Source organism: Streptomyces sp. NPDC043680 (assembly GCF_056436685.1).
Genome location: NZ_JBWKCE010000004.1, coordinates 126,939 through 142,150 on the forward strand (window position 1 = coordinate 126,939; position 15,212 = coordinate 142,150).

The 15,212-nt window shown below is 72.6% G+C and carries 14 protein-coding genes and 2 pseudogenes; 11 read left to right on the forward strand and 5 right to left on the reverse strand.

Going from position 1 to position 15,212, the window contains the following annotated elements:
• Nucleotides 1–84 precede the first annotated feature (84 nt).
• Nucleotides 85–981, reverse strand: a complete 897-nt coding sequence (locus AC0666_RS10255) for a dihydrodipicolinate synthase family protein (protein WP_468963574.1) — start codon at nt 979–981, stop codon at nt 85–87.
• 71 nt (nt 982–1,052) lie between these two features.
• On the opposite strand from AC0666_RS10255, the gene AC0666_RS10260 reads away from it, so the two are divergent.
• The 3 genes from AC0666_RS10260 to AC0666_RS10270 all read left to right on the forward strand — a co-directional run bounded on the left by AC0666_RS10260 (nt 1,053) and on the right by AC0666_RS10270 (nt 3,898).
• On the forward strand, nt 1,053–1,985 hold the full coding sequence (locus tag AC0666_RS10260; protein ID WP_468963575.1) for a LysR family transcriptional regulator: 933 nt from the start codon (nt 1,053–1,055) through the stop codon (nt 1,983–1,985).
• A gap of 73 nt (nt 1,986–2,058) precedes the next feature.
• A complete protein-coding gene (locus tag AC0666_RS10265; protein WP_468963576.1) occupies nt 2,059–3,144 on the forward strand; it encodes an S-(hydroxymethyl)mycothiol dehydrogenase in 1,086 nt (361 codons plus the stop codon).
• 172 nt (nt 3,145–3,316) lie between these two features.
• Nucleotides 3,317–3,898: a hypothetical protein gene (locus AC0666_RS10270; protein WP_478707416.1), complete on the forward strand. Its 582-nt coding sequence runs from the start codon at nt 3,317–3,319 to the stop codon at nt 3,896–3,898.
• Between the two features lie 90 nt (nt 3,899–3,988).
• Here AC0666_RS10270 and AC0666_RS10275 read toward each other — a convergent pair.
• Nucleotides 3,989–4,126, reverse strand: a pseudogene (locus tag AC0666_RS10275) (IS982 family transposase); the annotation flags it as partial.
• Between the two features lie 83 nt (nt 4,127–4,209).
• Here AC0666_RS10275 and AC0666_RS10280 point away from each other — a divergent pair.
• Together AC0666_RS10280 and AC0666_RS10285 are read left to right on the forward strand one after the other, a co-directional pair.
• On the forward strand, nt 4,210–4,974 hold the full coding sequence (locus AC0666_RS10280; RefSeq protein WP_468963578.1) for a PIG-L deacetylase family protein: 765 nt from the start codon (nt 4,210–4,212) through the stop codon (nt 4,972–4,974).
• 45 nt (nt 4,975–5,019) lie between these two features.
• Nucleotides 5,020–5,853: an enoyl-CoA hydratase/isomerase family protein gene (locus AC0666_RS10285; protein ID WP_468963579.1), complete on the forward strand. Its 834-nt coding sequence runs from the start codon at nt 5,020–5,022 to the stop codon at nt 5,851–5,853.
• A gap of 247 nt (nt 5,854–6,100) precedes the next feature.
• Here the strand turns inward: AC0666_RS10285 and AC0666_RS10290 are convergent, their stop codons facing one another.
• Together AC0666_RS10290 and AC0666_RS10295 are read right to left on the reverse strand one after the other, a co-directional pair.
• Complete coding sequence (locus AC0666_RS10290) at nt 6,101–7,009, reverse strand: SDR family oxidoreductase (protein ID WP_478707417.1); 909 nt, start codon at nt 7,007–7,009, stop codon at nt 6,101–6,103.
• A 330-nt stretch (nt 7,010–7,339) separates the two neighbouring features.
• Nucleotides 7,340–7,939, reverse strand: a complete 600-nt coding sequence (locus AC0666_RS10295; RefSeq protein WP_468963581.1) for a TetR/AcrR family transcriptional regulator — start codon at nt 7,937–7,939, stop codon at nt 7,340–7,342.
• A gap of 73 nt (nt 7,940–8,012) precedes the next feature.
• Between AC0666_RS10295 and AC0666_RS10300 the strand changes: the two genes are divergently transcribed.
• From AC0666_RS10300 to AC0666_RS10310, 3 genes and pseudogenes are all read left to right on the forward strand, one after another.
• The gene (locus AC0666_RS10300) at nt 8,013–8,840 is read left to right on the forward strand and encodes a class I SAM-dependent methyltransferase (RefSeq protein ID WP_478707418.1); all 828 of its coding nucleotides are present in this window, start codon (nt 8,013–8,015) and stop codon (nt 8,838–8,840) included.
• Nucleotides 8,841–9,190: 350 nt separating this feature from the next.
• Nucleotides 9,191–9,385, forward strand: a pseudogene (locus tag AC0666_RS10305) (helix-turn-helix domain-containing protein); the annotation flags it as partial.
• A gap of 508 nt (nt 9,386–9,893) precedes the next feature.
• Complete coding sequence (locus AC0666_RS10310) at nt 9,894–10,118, forward strand: hypothetical protein (RefSeq protein WP_468964347.1); 225 nt, start codon at nt 9,894–9,896, stop codon at nt 10,116–10,118.
• 223 nt (nt 10,119–10,341) lie between these two features.
• Here the strand turns inward: AC0666_RS10310 and AC0666_RS10315 are convergent, their stop codons facing one another.
• Complete coding sequence (locus AC0666_RS10315; protein ID WP_478707419.1) at nt 10,342–11,493, reverse strand: hypothetical protein; 1,152 nt, start codon at nt 11,491–11,493, stop codon at nt 10,342–10,344.
• A gap of 348 nt (nt 11,494–11,841) precedes the next feature.
• Between AC0666_RS10315 and AC0666_RS10320 the strand changes: the two genes are divergently transcribed.
• From AC0666_RS10320 to AC0666_RS10330, 3 genes are read left to right on the forward strand one after another with little or no spacing between them, the layout of a single operon-like run.
• A complete protein-coding gene (locus tag AC0666_RS10320; protein WP_478707420.1) occupies nt 11,842–12,840 on the forward strand; it encodes an NADPH:quinone oxidoreductase family protein in 999 nt (332 codons plus the stop codon).
• 40 nt (nt 12,841–12,880) lie between these two features.
• Nucleotides 12,881–14,077 (forward strand): acyl-CoA dehydrogenase family protein, encoded by a 1,197-nt coding sequence (locus tag AC0666_RS10325; RefSeq protein WP_478707421.1) that lies wholly within the window; start codon nt 12,881–12,883, stop codon nt 14,075–14,077.
• A complete protein-coding gene (locus AC0666_RS10330; RefSeq protein ID WP_478707422.1) occupies nt 14,074–15,198 on the forward strand; it encodes an acyl-CoA dehydrogenase family protein in 1,125 nt (374 codons plus the stop codon). Before AC0666_RS10325 ends, AC0666_RS10330 begins: the two co-directional genes overlap by 4 nt.
• Nucleotides 15,199–15,212: the final 14 nt, after the last annotated feature.

Genomic DNA, 15,212 nt, shown 5'->3' on the forward strand with positions numbered 1-15,212 from the left:
CGGGGGCCCGGAGGCCCGGGCGCCGTCCCCTGGGGTCCGGGGCGCGGGCAGTGTCCTCGGACTCCGGCCCCCGGCCGCCCGGCCCTACGGCGTGCGCGCCAGCTGCGCCAGCGTGGCCCGTACCGCGGCCGCGCTCGCGGGCAGCAGGGGCAGGCGCACGTCCGGCGTCGGGATGTGGCCCTGCGCATGGAGGACCCCCTTGATCACCGCCGGGTTGGGCTCGGCGAAGGCCGCCGCCGACAGCCGGGCCAGCGCATGCCCCAGCTCCCGCGCCCGAGCGGCCTCACCTGCCCGCCAAGCCGCCGCGAGCTCCACGAACCGGGCCGTCGCCAGATGCGCCGAGGCCAGGATCCCGCCCGCAGCCCCGAGCGCCAGCAGCGGCGACGCGTACGCATCGTCCCCCGCCATCACGGCGAAGCCGTCCGGCAGGTCACCGAGCAGCGCCACCGTGTCCTGGTCGATGCCGCCGGTCGCGTACTTCACCCCGGCGACCCCCGGCAGTTCCCCGAGCGCCCGCAGCGCGGCCGCGTCGAGCGGCTGCCCCGTGCGGTACGGAATGTGATAGACGATCAGCGGCACGGGGCTCACCTCGGCCAGCCGGGTGAAATGAGCCAACACCCCGGCTGCCGAGGGCCGCAGGAACGACGGCACGGTTACCAGCGCCGCCCGCGCCTCGGGCCACCGCGCCAGGCCGGCCAGCGCCGCCTCGCTCGCCCGTGTCCCGCTCGCCCCCGCGCCGACGGTCAGCACCGCCCCGCGCTCCCGGCAGGCCCGAGCGCAGATGTCGACGACGAGGTCGCGCTCAGCCTCGTCGAGGGTGGCCGCCTCGCCGGTGGTGCCGAGGGCGACGATCCCGTCGGCCCCCTCGTCCAGCACCCGGTGGGCGAGCGCCTCCAGGCCGCCGGGGTCGACGGCCCCGGCCGTGGTGAAGGGCGTGACGAGCGGTACGTGAATCCCGTACAGGGAGAGGTTTTGTGCCATGCCGACGAGCCTGGCGGCCCTGTAGCGCCAAATCCAGTTCGCATTCCTTACCTCAACCGTAAGCTGAGTCGATGCTCGACGTACGACGCCTGCGCCTGCTGCGCGAACTCGCCCGCCGCGGGACCATCGCGGCGGTGGCCGACGCCCTCGCCTTCAGCCCTTCGGCCGTGTCCCAGCAACTCGGCGTCCTGGAACGCGAAGCCGGCCTGCCCCTCCTGGAGCGCACCGGCCGCCGGGTCCGCCTCACCCCCGCCGCACAGCACCTCGTCCGGCACGCCGATGCCGTACTGGAGCGGCTGGAGCAGGCGGAGGCCGATCTCGCCGAAGCGCGCAGCGGACTGGCCGGTGCCCTGCGGATCGGCTCTTTCCCCACCGCCACCCGGGCCGTCGTGCCCGCCGCCCTGGTCGCGCTGGCGCGGCTGCACCCGGGGCTGGAGCCGATGGTCTCCGAGACCGACCCGGCGGCGGTCGCGCACGCGCTGCGGGCCGGGGACCTGGACGTGGCGCTGGTCCACGAGTACGACTTCGTGCCCGCGCCCCAGGAGCCGGGGATCACCGCCGAGCCGCTCTACGGCGAAGCCATGTACCTCGCCGCGCCCCAGGCTCCGGGTGCCCCCGCCGAGGCCGCCGCGGACCAGCGGGCGGTCCTGCGGAGCCACGCGGACGCCCCCTGGATCGTCGCCACCCCGGGCACCCTCTGCCACGCCATGACCGTACGGGCCTGCCAGGCCGCCGGTTTCAGCCCGCGCATCCGCCACCACGTCGACGAGTTCGCCACCGTGCTCGCGCTCGTCGCGGCCGGCCAGGGCGTGGCCGTCGTACCGCAGCTCGGCGTCATGGGACCCGCGGACCCGGCGGTGGCCCTCACCCGCCTCCGCATGGAACGCCGCACCAGGGTCGCCTTCCGCAGCGGCGCCGCCGCCCACCCGGCCGTGGCCGCCTTCGGGGCGGCACTTCGCGCCGCGCTACCGCCGGAACTCGCCACCGCCGACGCCGCGGCGTGACACAACTCCCCTGCGCCGCCCCGTCCGTGTACGTTCGTGGATCCAGACAGAACCGATCAGAGCGGGGTACGACGTGACGCATCGCGTACGAGGAGTCATCGCACGGAGCAAGGGCGCACCGGTGGAGACGACGACGATCCTCGTGCCCGACCCGGGACCGGGCGAGGCACTGGTCAAGGTCCAGGCCTGCGGGGTATGCCACACCGACCTGCACTACCGCGAGGGCGGCATCAACGACGAGTTTCCCTTCCTCCTCGGCCACGAGGCCGCCGGGGTGGTCGAAGCCGTGGGCCCGGACGTCACCTCCGTCGCGCCCGGCGACTTCGTGGTCCTCAACTGGCGGGCCGTGTGCGGCACCTGTCGCGCCTGCAAGCGCGGCCGCCCCTGGTACTGCTTCGCCACGCACAACGCCGCGCAGCCCATGACCCTGGAGGACGGCACCCCGCTCTCCCCGGCGCTCGGCATCGGGGCGTTCGCCGAGAAGACGCTGGTCGCGGCCGGGCAGTGCACCAAGGTCGACCCGGCCGCCTCGCCCGCCGCCGCCGGACTCCTCGGCTGCGGGGTGATGGCCGGCCTCGGCGCGGCCCTGAACACCGGCAACGTCGGACGCGGCGACTCCGTCGCGGTCATCGGCTGCGGGGGAGTGGGCAACGCGGCCGTCGCCGGCGCGCGGCTGGCGGGCGCCGCACGGATCATCGCGGTCGACCTCGACGACCGCAAGCTGGAGTGGGCGCGGGGCCTCGGCGCCACCCACACCGTCAACGCCCGCACGCAGGACGTGGTCAAGGCCGTCCAGGAACTCACCGGCGGCAACGGCGCGGACGTGGTCATCGAGGCGGTGGGCCGCCCCGAGACGTACCAGCAGGCCTTCTACGCCCGCGACCTCGCCGGAACGGTCGTCCTGGTCGGCGTCCCGACACCGGACATGAAGCTCGAACTCCCGCTCCTCGACGTATTCGGCCGCGGCGGCGCCCTGAAGTCCTCCTGGTACGGGGACTGCCTGCCGGAGCGGGACTTCCCCCTGCTCATCGACCTCTACCTGCAGGGCCGTCTCGACCTCGACGCCTTCGTGTCCGAGACGATCCCGCTGGACGGGGTCGAAGACGCGTTCGCCCGCATGTCCCGCGGTGAAGTCCTCCGCTCGGTCGTCACCTTCTGACCCTCCACCGGCCCGCAGGAGCAGACTCCCGCGGGCCGGTCCGGGCGAAGCCAAGCGCGGCAGGCTTCGCGGAGGCCATGGCTTCGGAGGGTGACGGTGGCCTTCCCCATGCGGGGGAGGCCACCGTCCCGCTCTCGTTCCACGGGGCCGTAGGGGTCGGTCGCGCAGGCTGATGAAGCCTGTCTGGCTGCGCGTGACCATGTGTGGCACGAGCATTCAATCGACCGACTCGACGGTCATCTCCGGAGCGCCGCCGCCCCGTTGGGCTGCATGGGCTGCGCATCTGACGACATGGGTGGTCCTGCCGAGCGGACTGTGGCGCATTGTCCTGGTGCTCGGATACCCCGCCGGGTACAGCGACGTTGGCTTCGAGAGCTTCCAGACGGTCGGCGCGAAGGTATGGATGCTGTCACTCAGCGTGCTCTGCGAGCTCGCAGCCTTCCTCACGATCGGTCTGGTACGGCCGTGGGGCGAGGTCGTGCCTCACTGGATACCGCTGATCGGAGGGCGAACAGTCCGCCCCATGGCCGCCGTGGTTCCTGCCGCCCTCGGCGCGGCGGCCCTGACCCTGCTCTGGTCCTCCGTCCCCTGGTGGTGGACCTTTCCTCACGATGACATGACGCAGACCGGCAACCTCGTCGTCGGCATCCTTTACCAGCCGCTGTTCCTCTGGGGCCCACTTACCGCCGTCGTCACCGTCTCCTACCACCGCCGCCATCGCACCCCGCGCCGCCGAGCAGAGATCCCCGAGTGAGCACCCGCCCAGCGCGAACAGTCGTGCGCCGGGCTGCTCTGGCTCGCTCTTGCAGGTCGGCCGCAGGAGCCGGATGCCCTGCTCGGCCGCGAGCAGGTCCAGCAGGGTCTCGCGTTCGTCTGCCTTCGCTCCGGTGAGGGCGAAGGCGACCGGCAGGCCCTGGAGGGTGCACACCCGGTGCAGCCGAAGGCCCCAGAAGAAGCGGCTGTGGCTCGCACAGTACCCGTACGCGGTCGCGAGGGCGCCCAACTCTGCTCCCCTGCCTCATACGCGCAGCCGATCCCTGGGAATCGATCATCTAGGGTGCGGGCATGACCGAAGGAATGGATCAGTTCGCGCCCCTGGAGCCCATGCCCGCCGACTGGCAGCGCGCCCTCGCCGTCGTCGCCCACCCCGACGACCTGGAATACGGGGGCGCCGCCGCGATCGCACACTGGACGGACGGCGGCCGGGAGGTCGTCTATCTGCTGGCCACCCGCGGCGAGGCGGGCATCGACACGCTCCCGCCCGAGGAGTGCGCCCCGCTGCGCGAGGCCGAGCAGCGGGCCAGCGCCGCCGTCGTCGGGGTCTCCACGGTGGAGTTCCTCGACTATCGCGACGGTGTCGTCGAGTACGGCCTGGACCTGCGCCGGGACATCGCGGCGGCGATCCGCCGGTACCGCCCCGAGCTGCTGGTCACGCTCAACCACCGGGACACCTGGGGCGGCCAGGGCGGCGGCGGTTACTGGAACACCCCCGACCACAAGGCCGTCGGCCGGGCCGCCCTCGACGCCGCCGCCGACGCGGGCAACCGGTGGATCTTCCCGGAGCTCATCTCCGAACAGGGCCTGGAGCCGTGGAACGGCGTGCGCTGGGTCGCCGTGGCGGGTTCGTCCACGCCGACGCACGCGGTGGACGCGGGCCCCGGCCTGGAGCGTTCGATCAGGTCCCTGATGGAGCACAAGGCGTACATAGAAGTCCTCACCGACCAGGACCCGGAGGAGTACTGCCGCAGCTTCCTCACGGACAACGCCCGACAGGCCGCCGCCCGCTTCGGCGGCCGCCCTGCGGTGGCGTTCGAGCTCTTCCCGCGCTGAGCACCGCCCCCTTAAGCTGACGGCCCATCAGTCGCTGGGGGGCCGTTGATCGACACCACGAGCACGGAGATCGCAGAGGGTGAGGAACGTATCCGTCTGGAGGTCGAGGACGGCATCGCGTTCCTCACCCTCTGCCGCCCGGCCACCCTCAACGGCTGGAGCTGGGAGTCCACCCGCCAGCTGGGCCTGCTGGCGGACCGCATCCGCTTCGACCCGGCGGTACGCGTGGTCCTCCTGCGGGCGGAGGGCCGGGCCTTCTGCGCGGGCATCGACGTGACGGCCCCCGGCAGCGCCATCACAGGCGCCTCGCCCGCCGAGCGGACCCGCAACTACTACGAGGGGATCCGCTGGGCCCACGAGCGCTTCGCCGTCCTGGGACGCCTACCGCAACCCGTGCTCGCCGCCGTCCAGGGCTACTGCCTGGGCTTCGGCTTCGAGCTGGCCCTCATGGCCGACATCCGCATCGCCGCCGAGGACGTCGTCTTCGCCCTGCCGGAGGCGCAGCTCGGCGTGGCGGTGGACGCAGGCGGCGATCTGCGCATCGCCCGCGAGGCGGGTGCGGGCTGGGCCAAGCTCCTCGCCCTGACCGGCCGCCGCATCGACGCCGCAACCGCCGAACGCCTCGGACTCGTCCAACTCCTCGTACCCCGCGACGCCCTGGACACCGCAGCCCGCGAGCTGGCGACGGAGATCGCGGCGAACGCACCCCTGGCCGTCCAGGGCATCAAGCGCGCGATCGACGCCTATGCCGACGCCGCCCTGCCCCCGGCCCTGGACCGCGTGGCCCTGACAGCGGCCCTCACCCTCACCTCGGAGGACTGCCGCGAGGGCTACACGGCCAAGGCCACCCGCCGCCCGCCCCGCTTCACCGGAGGCTGAGCGCGGACAACCCAGACGGACCGCGGACGCCGAGCCGGGCGAAGCGCGTAGCGATCCGATGCGAAGGGAACGCCTCCGGATGCCCATCTCATCGTCGCCGTCTGCGGCTTGACCTGACCTGGGCTCGGAAGGGGGAGACACTCGGCCCCGCAAGGAGACACGGCAACGGAAACCGGCCCGCCCCGGAAGGACAGTGGACTGACGGGACGCCCCCGAACCCACCGATCCCGGACGCGGGGCTCCGCCCTCACGGGACGAACGGACCGCGGCCCAGTTGCTCGCGCAGCGGGGTGACCTCCGGGTTGACCAGGGAGCGGCGCTGCCAGTTCGCGCCGTCGACCACCAGGGTGTGGCCCGTGACGAAGCGGGCGTAGGGGGAGGCCAGGAAGGTGGCCGCCCAGCCGATCTCGCGCGGCGCGCCGACCCGCAGGGCGGGCTGGCGGCCGTCCTGACCGCCGGGCGCCGCCCGGTCGAGGCCGCTTCGGATGTCCCCGGTCATGTCGGTGTGCGGGAACAGGCCGGGGACGAGGCCGTTGATCTGGATGCCGTACGGGCCCCACTCCACGGCGAGCGTCTCCACCAGGTTCTTCACCCCCGCCTTGGCCGCGGCGCTGTGGGCGAAGCCGGGGCCGCCCGTCCAGGCGTAGGACGCTCCGATGTTCACGATCGACCCGGGGGTGCCGGCCGCCAGGTGGCGGCGACCGAACTCGCGGGTCATGAACCAGGTGCCGGTCAGGGTGGTGTCGACGACGGCCCGCCAGGCATTCGGGGACAAGTCCTCGGCCGGGCAGGGGAAATTGGCGGCCGCATTGTTGACCAGGACGTCCGGCGGCCCGAGCGCGGTCTGCGCCGCGTCGAAGACCTCCGCGACCCGCTCGGGGTCCCGGATGTCGCAGACGGCCGCCGACACCCGGCCCGCGCCCGGGACGGCCGCCAGCTCCTCCCGGGCCGCCGCGAGCAGTTCGGGCCGCCGCCCGGCGATGACCAGGTCCGCGCCGAGCCGGGCGAACTCGGCGGCGATCGCCTTGCCGAGCCCGGTGCCCCCGCCGGTCACGAGGACCACCTGCCCGGCGTACGTACCGGGAGGCAGGGCGGCGGCACCGGGCGGCGGAGGCGCGGGCAGACCGGGCGCGGGAGGGTGCGAGGGGTTCTCCATGAGCCCATCGATAGCGTGCGGGCGCTCAGATCACCATGCCTGCAGTCACCACGCCCGCGGTCACCACGCACGGACACCACGCACGCGGTCACCACCTAAGTGGTCCGTTCTGGAAGTCTTTCGGGGGTTGACTTCGGGCCCCGTGTTGTACGTGGTGGTGCCTGGCCGGATGTCGGGGGCAGCGAGGCGGGATGCCCTGCTTGTTGGCTGCCACGGACGCTCATTGACGAGAATCGCCATGCACGACGACAGTCCGGCTCGAGTACGTGAAGGCCGCCTCTTCCGTGTGCGGGTGCCCGAACCTTGGGTATGCGCCTGCTGTCGGGGCGTTCACCGCAGCGGTTCTTGCTCAACGCCGGCAATGACTGCGTTCACGACTTTGCGGACGTCTCCAGCCGCTGGCGGGATGCTTTGTCGGTCGGCGAACAGCATGTGCGCGGCTCCGATGAGAGTGGGTGCGAGTGTGTCGAGGTCAGCGTCCGCGCTGATGCGGCCGAGTTCGCGCTCGGCGGTGAGGTAGGAAACGATGGCGGTCGCGGCATCGGTGAGGATCGGGACGCCGGCGGGCCTGACCTCGCGCAGTTGGGCGCGCAGGCCGTCCCGCGAGGTGACGAGGCTGACGATAGCCACCGCAACCGGCTCGAACAGGTCCAGCAATGCCTGGGTGAGGTTGTGGGCGACGGTGCCGGTTCCGGCGGACTTGCGCAGGGCGGCCGCCCGGTCGTCGATACGGGCGATGCGGTCCTGTACGAGCTCGGCGAGGAAGGCATCGAAATCGGCGAAGTGCCGGTGCAGGACGCCCTTGGCGCAGCCCGCCTCCGTGGTGACCGCCCGGCTGGTGAGCGCGCTCGGTCCGTCCCGGAGCAGGACGCGCTCGGCGGCGTCGAACAGCTGGCCGCGCACGTCGCGGATGGCTACTCCCGTAGGCATCGCGCCTCTCCTTGTTTTCTTGATCGGTCTGTTTGGATTGACGAGTGGGCATGCGCCCACTAATAGTGGGCGCATGCCCACTTTACCGCCGGAGCGAACTCCTCGCTCCGAACACGCATCCCATGAAAACCGGCAGGTGGCGGAGTCGTTCGGTTCGGACGCGGAACGCTATGACCGGGCTCGGCCCAGCTACCCCCAAGCGCTGGTGGACCGGATCGTTGCCGCCAGCCCTGGCCGCGATGTCCTCGATGTCGGCTGTGGCACTGGCATCGTGGCCCGGCAGTTCGAGGCGGCCGGATGTCGGGTGCTGGGTGTCGACGTCGACGCTCGGATGGCCGACCTGGCACGCCAGCGTGGACTCGACGTCGAGGTGGCGGCGTTCGAAGCCTGGGATCCGGCGGGCCGAGAGTTCGATGCCGTCGTTTCCGGACAGACCTGGCACTGGGTGGACCCGGTTGCTGGGGCTGCCCAGGCGGCACAGGCTCTGCGTCCCCGCGGTCTGCTGGCCCTCTTCTGGAACGCGGGTCAGCCCTTGCCCGCAGTGGCAAAGGCCTTCGCCGAGGTTTACCGCCGGGTGATGCCCGACTCGCTCGCCGCACGTCAATGGACGGTGCCGGCCGTGGTCGGGTACACGGCACTGTCCACCAAGGCAGCCGACGGGATACGGGAGGTGGATGGGTTCGCCGACCCCGAGCAGTGGCGATTCGACTGGCAACAGCCCTACACACGGGACGAGTGGCTGGATCAGCTACCCACCCAGGGCGCCTTCACCCGGCTCCCGCAGACCAAGCTGGAGGACGTGCTGGCTGGCGTCGGCGCCGCCATCGACGCGGCAGGAGGCAGCTTCACAATGCACTACACCACTGTGGCAGTCACCACGATGCGAACCGATACCCGCTGACCCGCCTCCGGGTCAATCCACTGCTCCCTGATGCGTGCCCTGTGCGACCCGCCCCTCCTCGTTCTCATGGGCGGCGGCGGTGGCCGGGCCGTGGACGCAGGCCACCGCCGGCCGGAGTGGTGGCGCGGATGCAGTAGCGACAGAACCGCTGGAAGTGCCCGGTCAGGTACGAGGAGACCTGGGCCAAGTCCACCGGGTCTGTCTCTTCCCCCACCTCCAGGAGATCTACTTCTGCTGATCGGCCTGCCTGCCTTGCCCGTTGCCTCCGCCTGCCCGATGTCGCTGACCGCCTCGCAAAGGCATCGGCTGAAGAAGATGGCCCATGGCCACAAGACCCCCACCAGGCCCGGATACGTGCGCAGATTGTGTTGCATGCGGCCAGGGGCCGCCCCAACGCGGGCATCGCCCGGGAGACGGGCCTGCACCTGGACACCGTGCGGAAGTGGCGGGGCCGGTTCGCCGAGGACGGCATTTCAGGTCTGGCCGACCGCAGTCGCCCCGGCCGCCCTCCTTCGTTCACGGCGCTGCAGGCTGCCCAGGTCAAGGCGCTGGCCTCGCTGGCTGGCCGAGGACGCGCTCAAACCCTGGCAGTACCGCTCCTGGATCTTCATCACCGATCCGGACTTCCGCGCCAAGGCCCAGCAGGTGTTGGACCTCTACGCCCGTACCTGGCAGGGCGAATCGCTCGGCAAGGGCGAGTACGTAATCAGCGCGGACGAGAAGACCTCCATCCAGGCCCGCTGCCGCTGCCATCCCACCCTCGCCCCCGGCCGGATCCGCGCGATGCGGGTGAGCCACACTTACGGCCGCGGCGGCGCTTGGCCTACCTCGCCGCTTACGACGTCCACGCCGCGACGATGTGCGGCCGCACCGAACCGCGCACCGGCATCGTCCCGTTCATGAACCTGGTCACCCGGGTAATGAGCGTCGAACGCTACGCCAGCGCCAGGCGCGTGTTCTGGATCGTCGACGACGGCTCCTCCCACCGCGGCCAGAAGGCCGCCGACCGGCTCACCGCGGCGTTCCCGAACACGGTCATGGTCCACAACCCCCGTGCACGCCTCCTGGCTCAACCAAGTCGAGATCTACTTCTCCGCCGTCCAGCGCAAGGCCCTCTCGCCCAACGACTTCACCGACCTCATCGAGGTCAGGGACCGGCTCCGAGCCTTCGAAGACCGCTACAACGCCACGGCGCAGCCGTTCCAGTGGAAGTTCACCACCTCCGACCTGGACGATCTACTGGCCCGGATCGACCGACATGCATCCGCCGACCGATAAGAAGAATCCTCCGTCGCTCCGGCAGCCTGATCAACCCCCGAAGGACTTCCGGAGCCGACCACTAAGCGGTCACCACCTACGCGGTCACCACCCACGCGATCGCCACGCGCGGGTCACCATACGCCCGGTCACCCCGCGAGGGATCACCACGCACCCGGTCACCATGTCCACGGCCACCACGCACCCGGTCACCCACACCCGGTCATCAAGCCGCAGCACCCTGCTACTTCGGCACGTAGGCCTGCTTGCTCGCGCAGCTCCACACCACGGCGCTGCTCTTCATGGCCTCCCAGTCGTAGAAGGTGCCGCCCACCCGGTCGTCGTCCGAGGCCGCGAAGGCCGAGCTGCGCGAGTCCGGGCTCGCGCCCGTGGGGTGCGGGAGTGCCATCGGGGCCCCCACGCCCGGCCAGTACGCGGCATGAAGGAAGTTGGGGTACCCGTCGACGAACGTGACGGCCGATCCGACGGCCACGTTCGCGCTCGGGCTGACGGCGTCGAAGGTGAGGTGCTCATAGCCGGCGACCCGGCCGGGATCGTTCGGCAGGGCGTCGTACGGCTTCTTCCAGATGGCCGGCTTGCGCTCCTGCCAGTCGCGGTAACTGCGGTCCTCGTGTCCGACGACCCGGCCGCGGTCGTCGATGCCGGCCGCGGACGTGTGGACCGTCCGGTCGTCCTGGGTCCACACGGGGAGGCTGTACGGCGGGTAGCCGCCCCCCGCGGGCCACACGACGGGGAAGCTCATGCTCCTGAGCTCGTCCTCCTCCACGTAGGAGGTCAGGGCCGTTCCGACGATGTCGCCGCGCGCGTTGATCCCGTCCACCGAAACGATCTTCGTGCTCGGGTGGGCGTCCGCGGGGACGGGCAGCTCGCGCACCACGGCGCCGTTCAGCCATTCCTTGGCGACGCCCGCCTCCATGCCGACGAAGCGGCCCGAGTCGTTGACGTCCGTCACCGCGCTCGCGGTGGTTCCGCCGCTGACCAGCCGGACCGCCGCCGCACCCTGCTGGTACGTGAACCCGACGGCGCTGCCGTAGTCGTTGGCGCGCCGGACGGTGCCCACCATCAGGCCCTTCGCGTTCACGGCGCGGACCTCGCCGAACACGAAGCCCTCGGGCATCGGGACGGTGTGGACCGCGTGGTCGGCCGTCCAGTACACGGGCAGTCCGGCGCTGTCGCCCGCCAGCAGGCCACCGCTCCCGAAGGCGCGCACGGCGCTGTCCGTCGCGGGCCCGGCCCCGAGCGCCGGCAGCCTGAGGATGTCCGGCGTACACGCCGGCCCGGTCGTCCCCGCCACCACGGTCGTCCCCGCCGCCACGGCCGGCCCCGCGGCCGTCATCAGGCCCGCCAGGACGACGGCGGCCACGGCCGCGGACATGCTTCTTCTCATCTGGTGCTCCCCCGTACAGGTGCTGTTCCCCGTCAAGCCATGGCACGCGCAGAACCCACGCGCCAGCACACGCGCAGATCACACGCGCAGAACCCACGTGCCGGCCACACATGCAGAAGACATGTGCGTCCCCATCTTGCCCAAACCACCCCCCGAACGGGCTCGAATTCGCACCCCCGGACGGCCGTCGGCCGCCAAGGCGACGGCCGTCCGGCACCGGACGACGGCCGTCCGGCACCGGACACCGGCCGCGGACCGACGGTTCCCAAAGCGGCAAGCGACCGCTTAGTATGCCCGCGGAGCGTGGTTCCCCTCGACGGCGGCTGGAGGCCCCGGATGCAGGCATGGCGAGTACACACCCCCGGCGAGCCCCGAGAGGCGATGCGCCTCGAAGAGGTCCCCGAACCCGTGCCCGGCGAGGGCGAGGTGAAGCTCAAGGTGCTCGCGGCGAACGTCAACTTCCCCGACGCCCTGCTCGTCCGCGGGCAGTACCAGATCCGCCCGCCGCTGCCCTTCACCCCCGGGGTGGAGATCTGCGGCGAGACCGAGGACGGCCGCCGCGTCATCGCCAACCCGAGCCTTCCCCACGGCGGCTTCGCCGAGTACGTCACCGCGCCCGCGCGCGCCCTGCTGCCGGCCCCCGAGACCCTCGACGACGCCCAGGCGGCCGCCCTCCACATCGGCTACCAGACGGGCTGGTTCGGCCTGCACCGCCGCGCCCGGCTCCAGTCCGGCGAGACCCTCCTCGTGCACGCCGCGGCCGGCGGTGTCGGCAGCGCCGCCGTCCAGCTCGGCAAGGCCGCCGGCGCCACCGTCATCGGCGTCGTCGGGGGCAAGGCGAAGGCGCGCACTGCCGAGGAGCTCGGCTGCGACCTGGTGATCGACCGGACGAGCGAGGACCTGGTCGCCCGGGTCAAGGAGTTCACCGGCGGGCGCGGGGCCGACGTGGTCTACGACCCGGTCGGCGGCGACGCCTACACCGCCTCCGCCAAGTGCGTGGCCTTCGAGGGCCGCATCGTGGTCGTCGGCTTCGCGAGCGGCACCATCCCCGCCCCCGCCCTCAACCACGCCCTGGTCAAGAACTACGCGATCCTCGGCCTGCACTGGGGCCTCTACGCCACCAAGGACCCGGCCGCCATCCTCGCCTGCCACACCGAACTCACCCGCCTCGCCGCCCAGGGCGCCATCAGCCCCCTGGTCAGCGAACGCGTCCCGCTCGCGGCAGCCGCCGACGCCGTCCAGCGCCTCGCCGACGGGAGCACCACCGGCCGCCTGGTCGTCGTACCGGCCCTGGACGCAACCGCCCCCACCCCCGCCGCAGGAGCCGTCCGATGACCGCCGCCACCGCCACCGCCCCCGCCGCGGGAGCCGCCCGATGACCGCCGCCGTCACCGCCGACACCCTGCGCCTGCGCGTCCGCGACCTGCTCGCCGTCCACCCGCCCGCCACCACCGGCCGCACGGACTTCCTGCGCGCCCGCTTCGACGCCGGCCTCGCCTGGGTCCACTACCCCGAGGGCCTCGGTGGACTCGGCGCGTCCCGCACCCTCCAGGCCGTCGTCGACGCCGAACTGGAGGCCGCCGGCGCCCCCGACAACGACCCGCGCCGGATCGGCATCGGCCTTGGCATGGCCGCGCCCACGATCCTCGCCTACGGCACCGACGAGCAGAAGCGGCGCTTCCTGCGCCCCCTGTGGGTCGGCGAGGAGGTCTGGTGCCAGCTGTTCAGCGAGCCCGGCGCCGGCTCCGACCTCGCCGCGCTCGCCACCCGCGCCGTCCTCGACGAGTCGGCCGGCGAATGGGTGGTGGACGGCCAGAAGGTGTGGACCTCCAGCGCCCACACCGCCCGCTGGGCCATCCTGATCGCCCGCACCGACCCCGCCCTGCCCAAGCACCGGGGCATCACCTACTTCCTGTGCGACATGCACGCCCCGGGCGTCGAGGTGCGGCCGCTGCGCCAGATCACCGGCGAGGCCGAGTTCAACGAGGTCTTCCTCACCGGGGTCCGGATCCCCGACGCCCACCGCCTGGGGGCCGTCGGCCAGGGCTGGGAGGTGGCCCGCACCACCCTCATGAACGAACGCGTCTCCATCGGCGGCATGCGGATCCCCCGCGAGGGAGGGATGATCGCCCCCCTCGCCGCCGCCTGGCGCGAACGCCCCGCACTGCGCACCCACGCCCTCCACCAGCGGCTGCTCGACCTCTGGGTCGAGGCCGAGGTCGCCCGGCTCACCGGCGAACGGCTGCGCCAGCAGCTCGCCGCCGGGCAGCCCGGCCCCGAGGGATCGGGGATGAAGCTCACCTTCGCCCGGCTCAACCAGGAGATCAGCGGCCTGGAGGTGGAACTCCTCGGCGAGGAGGGGCTGCTGTACGAGGACTGGACGATGCGCCGGCCCGAGCTGGTCGACTTCACCGGCCGGGACGCCGGTTACCGCTATCTGCGTGCCAAGGGCAACAGCATCGAGGGCGGCACCAGCGAAATCCTCCTCAACATCGTCGCCGAACGCGTCCTCGGCCTGCCCGCCGAACCGCGCGACGACAAGGACCTCGCCTGGAAGGACCTGGCCCGATGACGTTCCCGCGCGAAGGCTACGACCTGCTGTACTCGGAGACCGAGGAGGAACTGCGGTCCGCCGTACGGGCCCTGCTCGCCGACCGGTGCGCGCCGTCGGCCGTACTGGCCCGGGCCGAGAGCGACCGCCCGCACGACCCCGCTCTGTGGCACACCCTCGCCGCGGAGATCGGCACGGCCGGGCTGCTCGTACCGGAGAAGTTCGGCGGCCAGGGCGCGGGCCACCGCGAGGCGGCCGTGGTCCTGGAGGAGCTGGGGCGGGCCGTGGCGCCGGTCCCCTACCTGACGAGCGCGGTGCTGGCGGCGGAGATCCTGCTCGGCTGCGATCCCGCCGGTTCGGCCCACACGGCCGCCCTGCTGCGCGAGTTGGCCTCCGGGCGGCAGGTGTGCGTACCGGCCGTGCCGCTCACCCTGGCGCCCGGGGCCCCGCTGCCGGCCGCCGTCCGGGACACCGGGGGAGGGCAGCTGACCGGCACCGTCACCTCGGTGGCGGACGCGCTGGCCGCCGACGTCCTGCTCGTGCTCGCGGACACCGGCCTGTACGCCGTTCCGGCCGCCGCCGTGACCCGCACGCCGCTGGTCCCGCTGGACCTGACCCGGCCGCTCGCCACCGTCACGCTGGACGGGGCCGCCGGGACCCGGCTCGCCGACCCGGCCACCGCGCGCGCGGCCGTGGCCGGAGCACTGCTCTCCGGGGCCGGACTGCTGGCCGGCGAGCAACTCGGAATCGCCGAGTGGTGCCTGACGGAGACGGTGGCCCACGTCCGGGGCCGCCACCAGTTCAACCGGCCCGTCGGCTCCTTCCAGGCCCTCAAGCACCGGCTCGCCCGGCTCTGGCTGGACGTGGCCTCCGCCCGGGCGGCCGCCCGCGCCGCGGCCGACGCCCTCGCCACCGGCGCTCCGGACGCCCCGCTCACGGTGGCCGTCGCCCAGGCCTACTGCTCGGGCGTGGCGGTCCGCGCCGCCGAGGAGTGCGTACAGCTGCACGGCGGCATCGGCATGACCTGGGAGCACCCGGCGCACCTGTACCTCAAGCGCGCCAAGGCCGACTCCCTGGCCCTGGGCACCGCCGGCCACCACCGCGCCCTGGTGGCCGACTTCGCGGAACTCCCGGCGCCCTGAGGGGACCGTGGGGG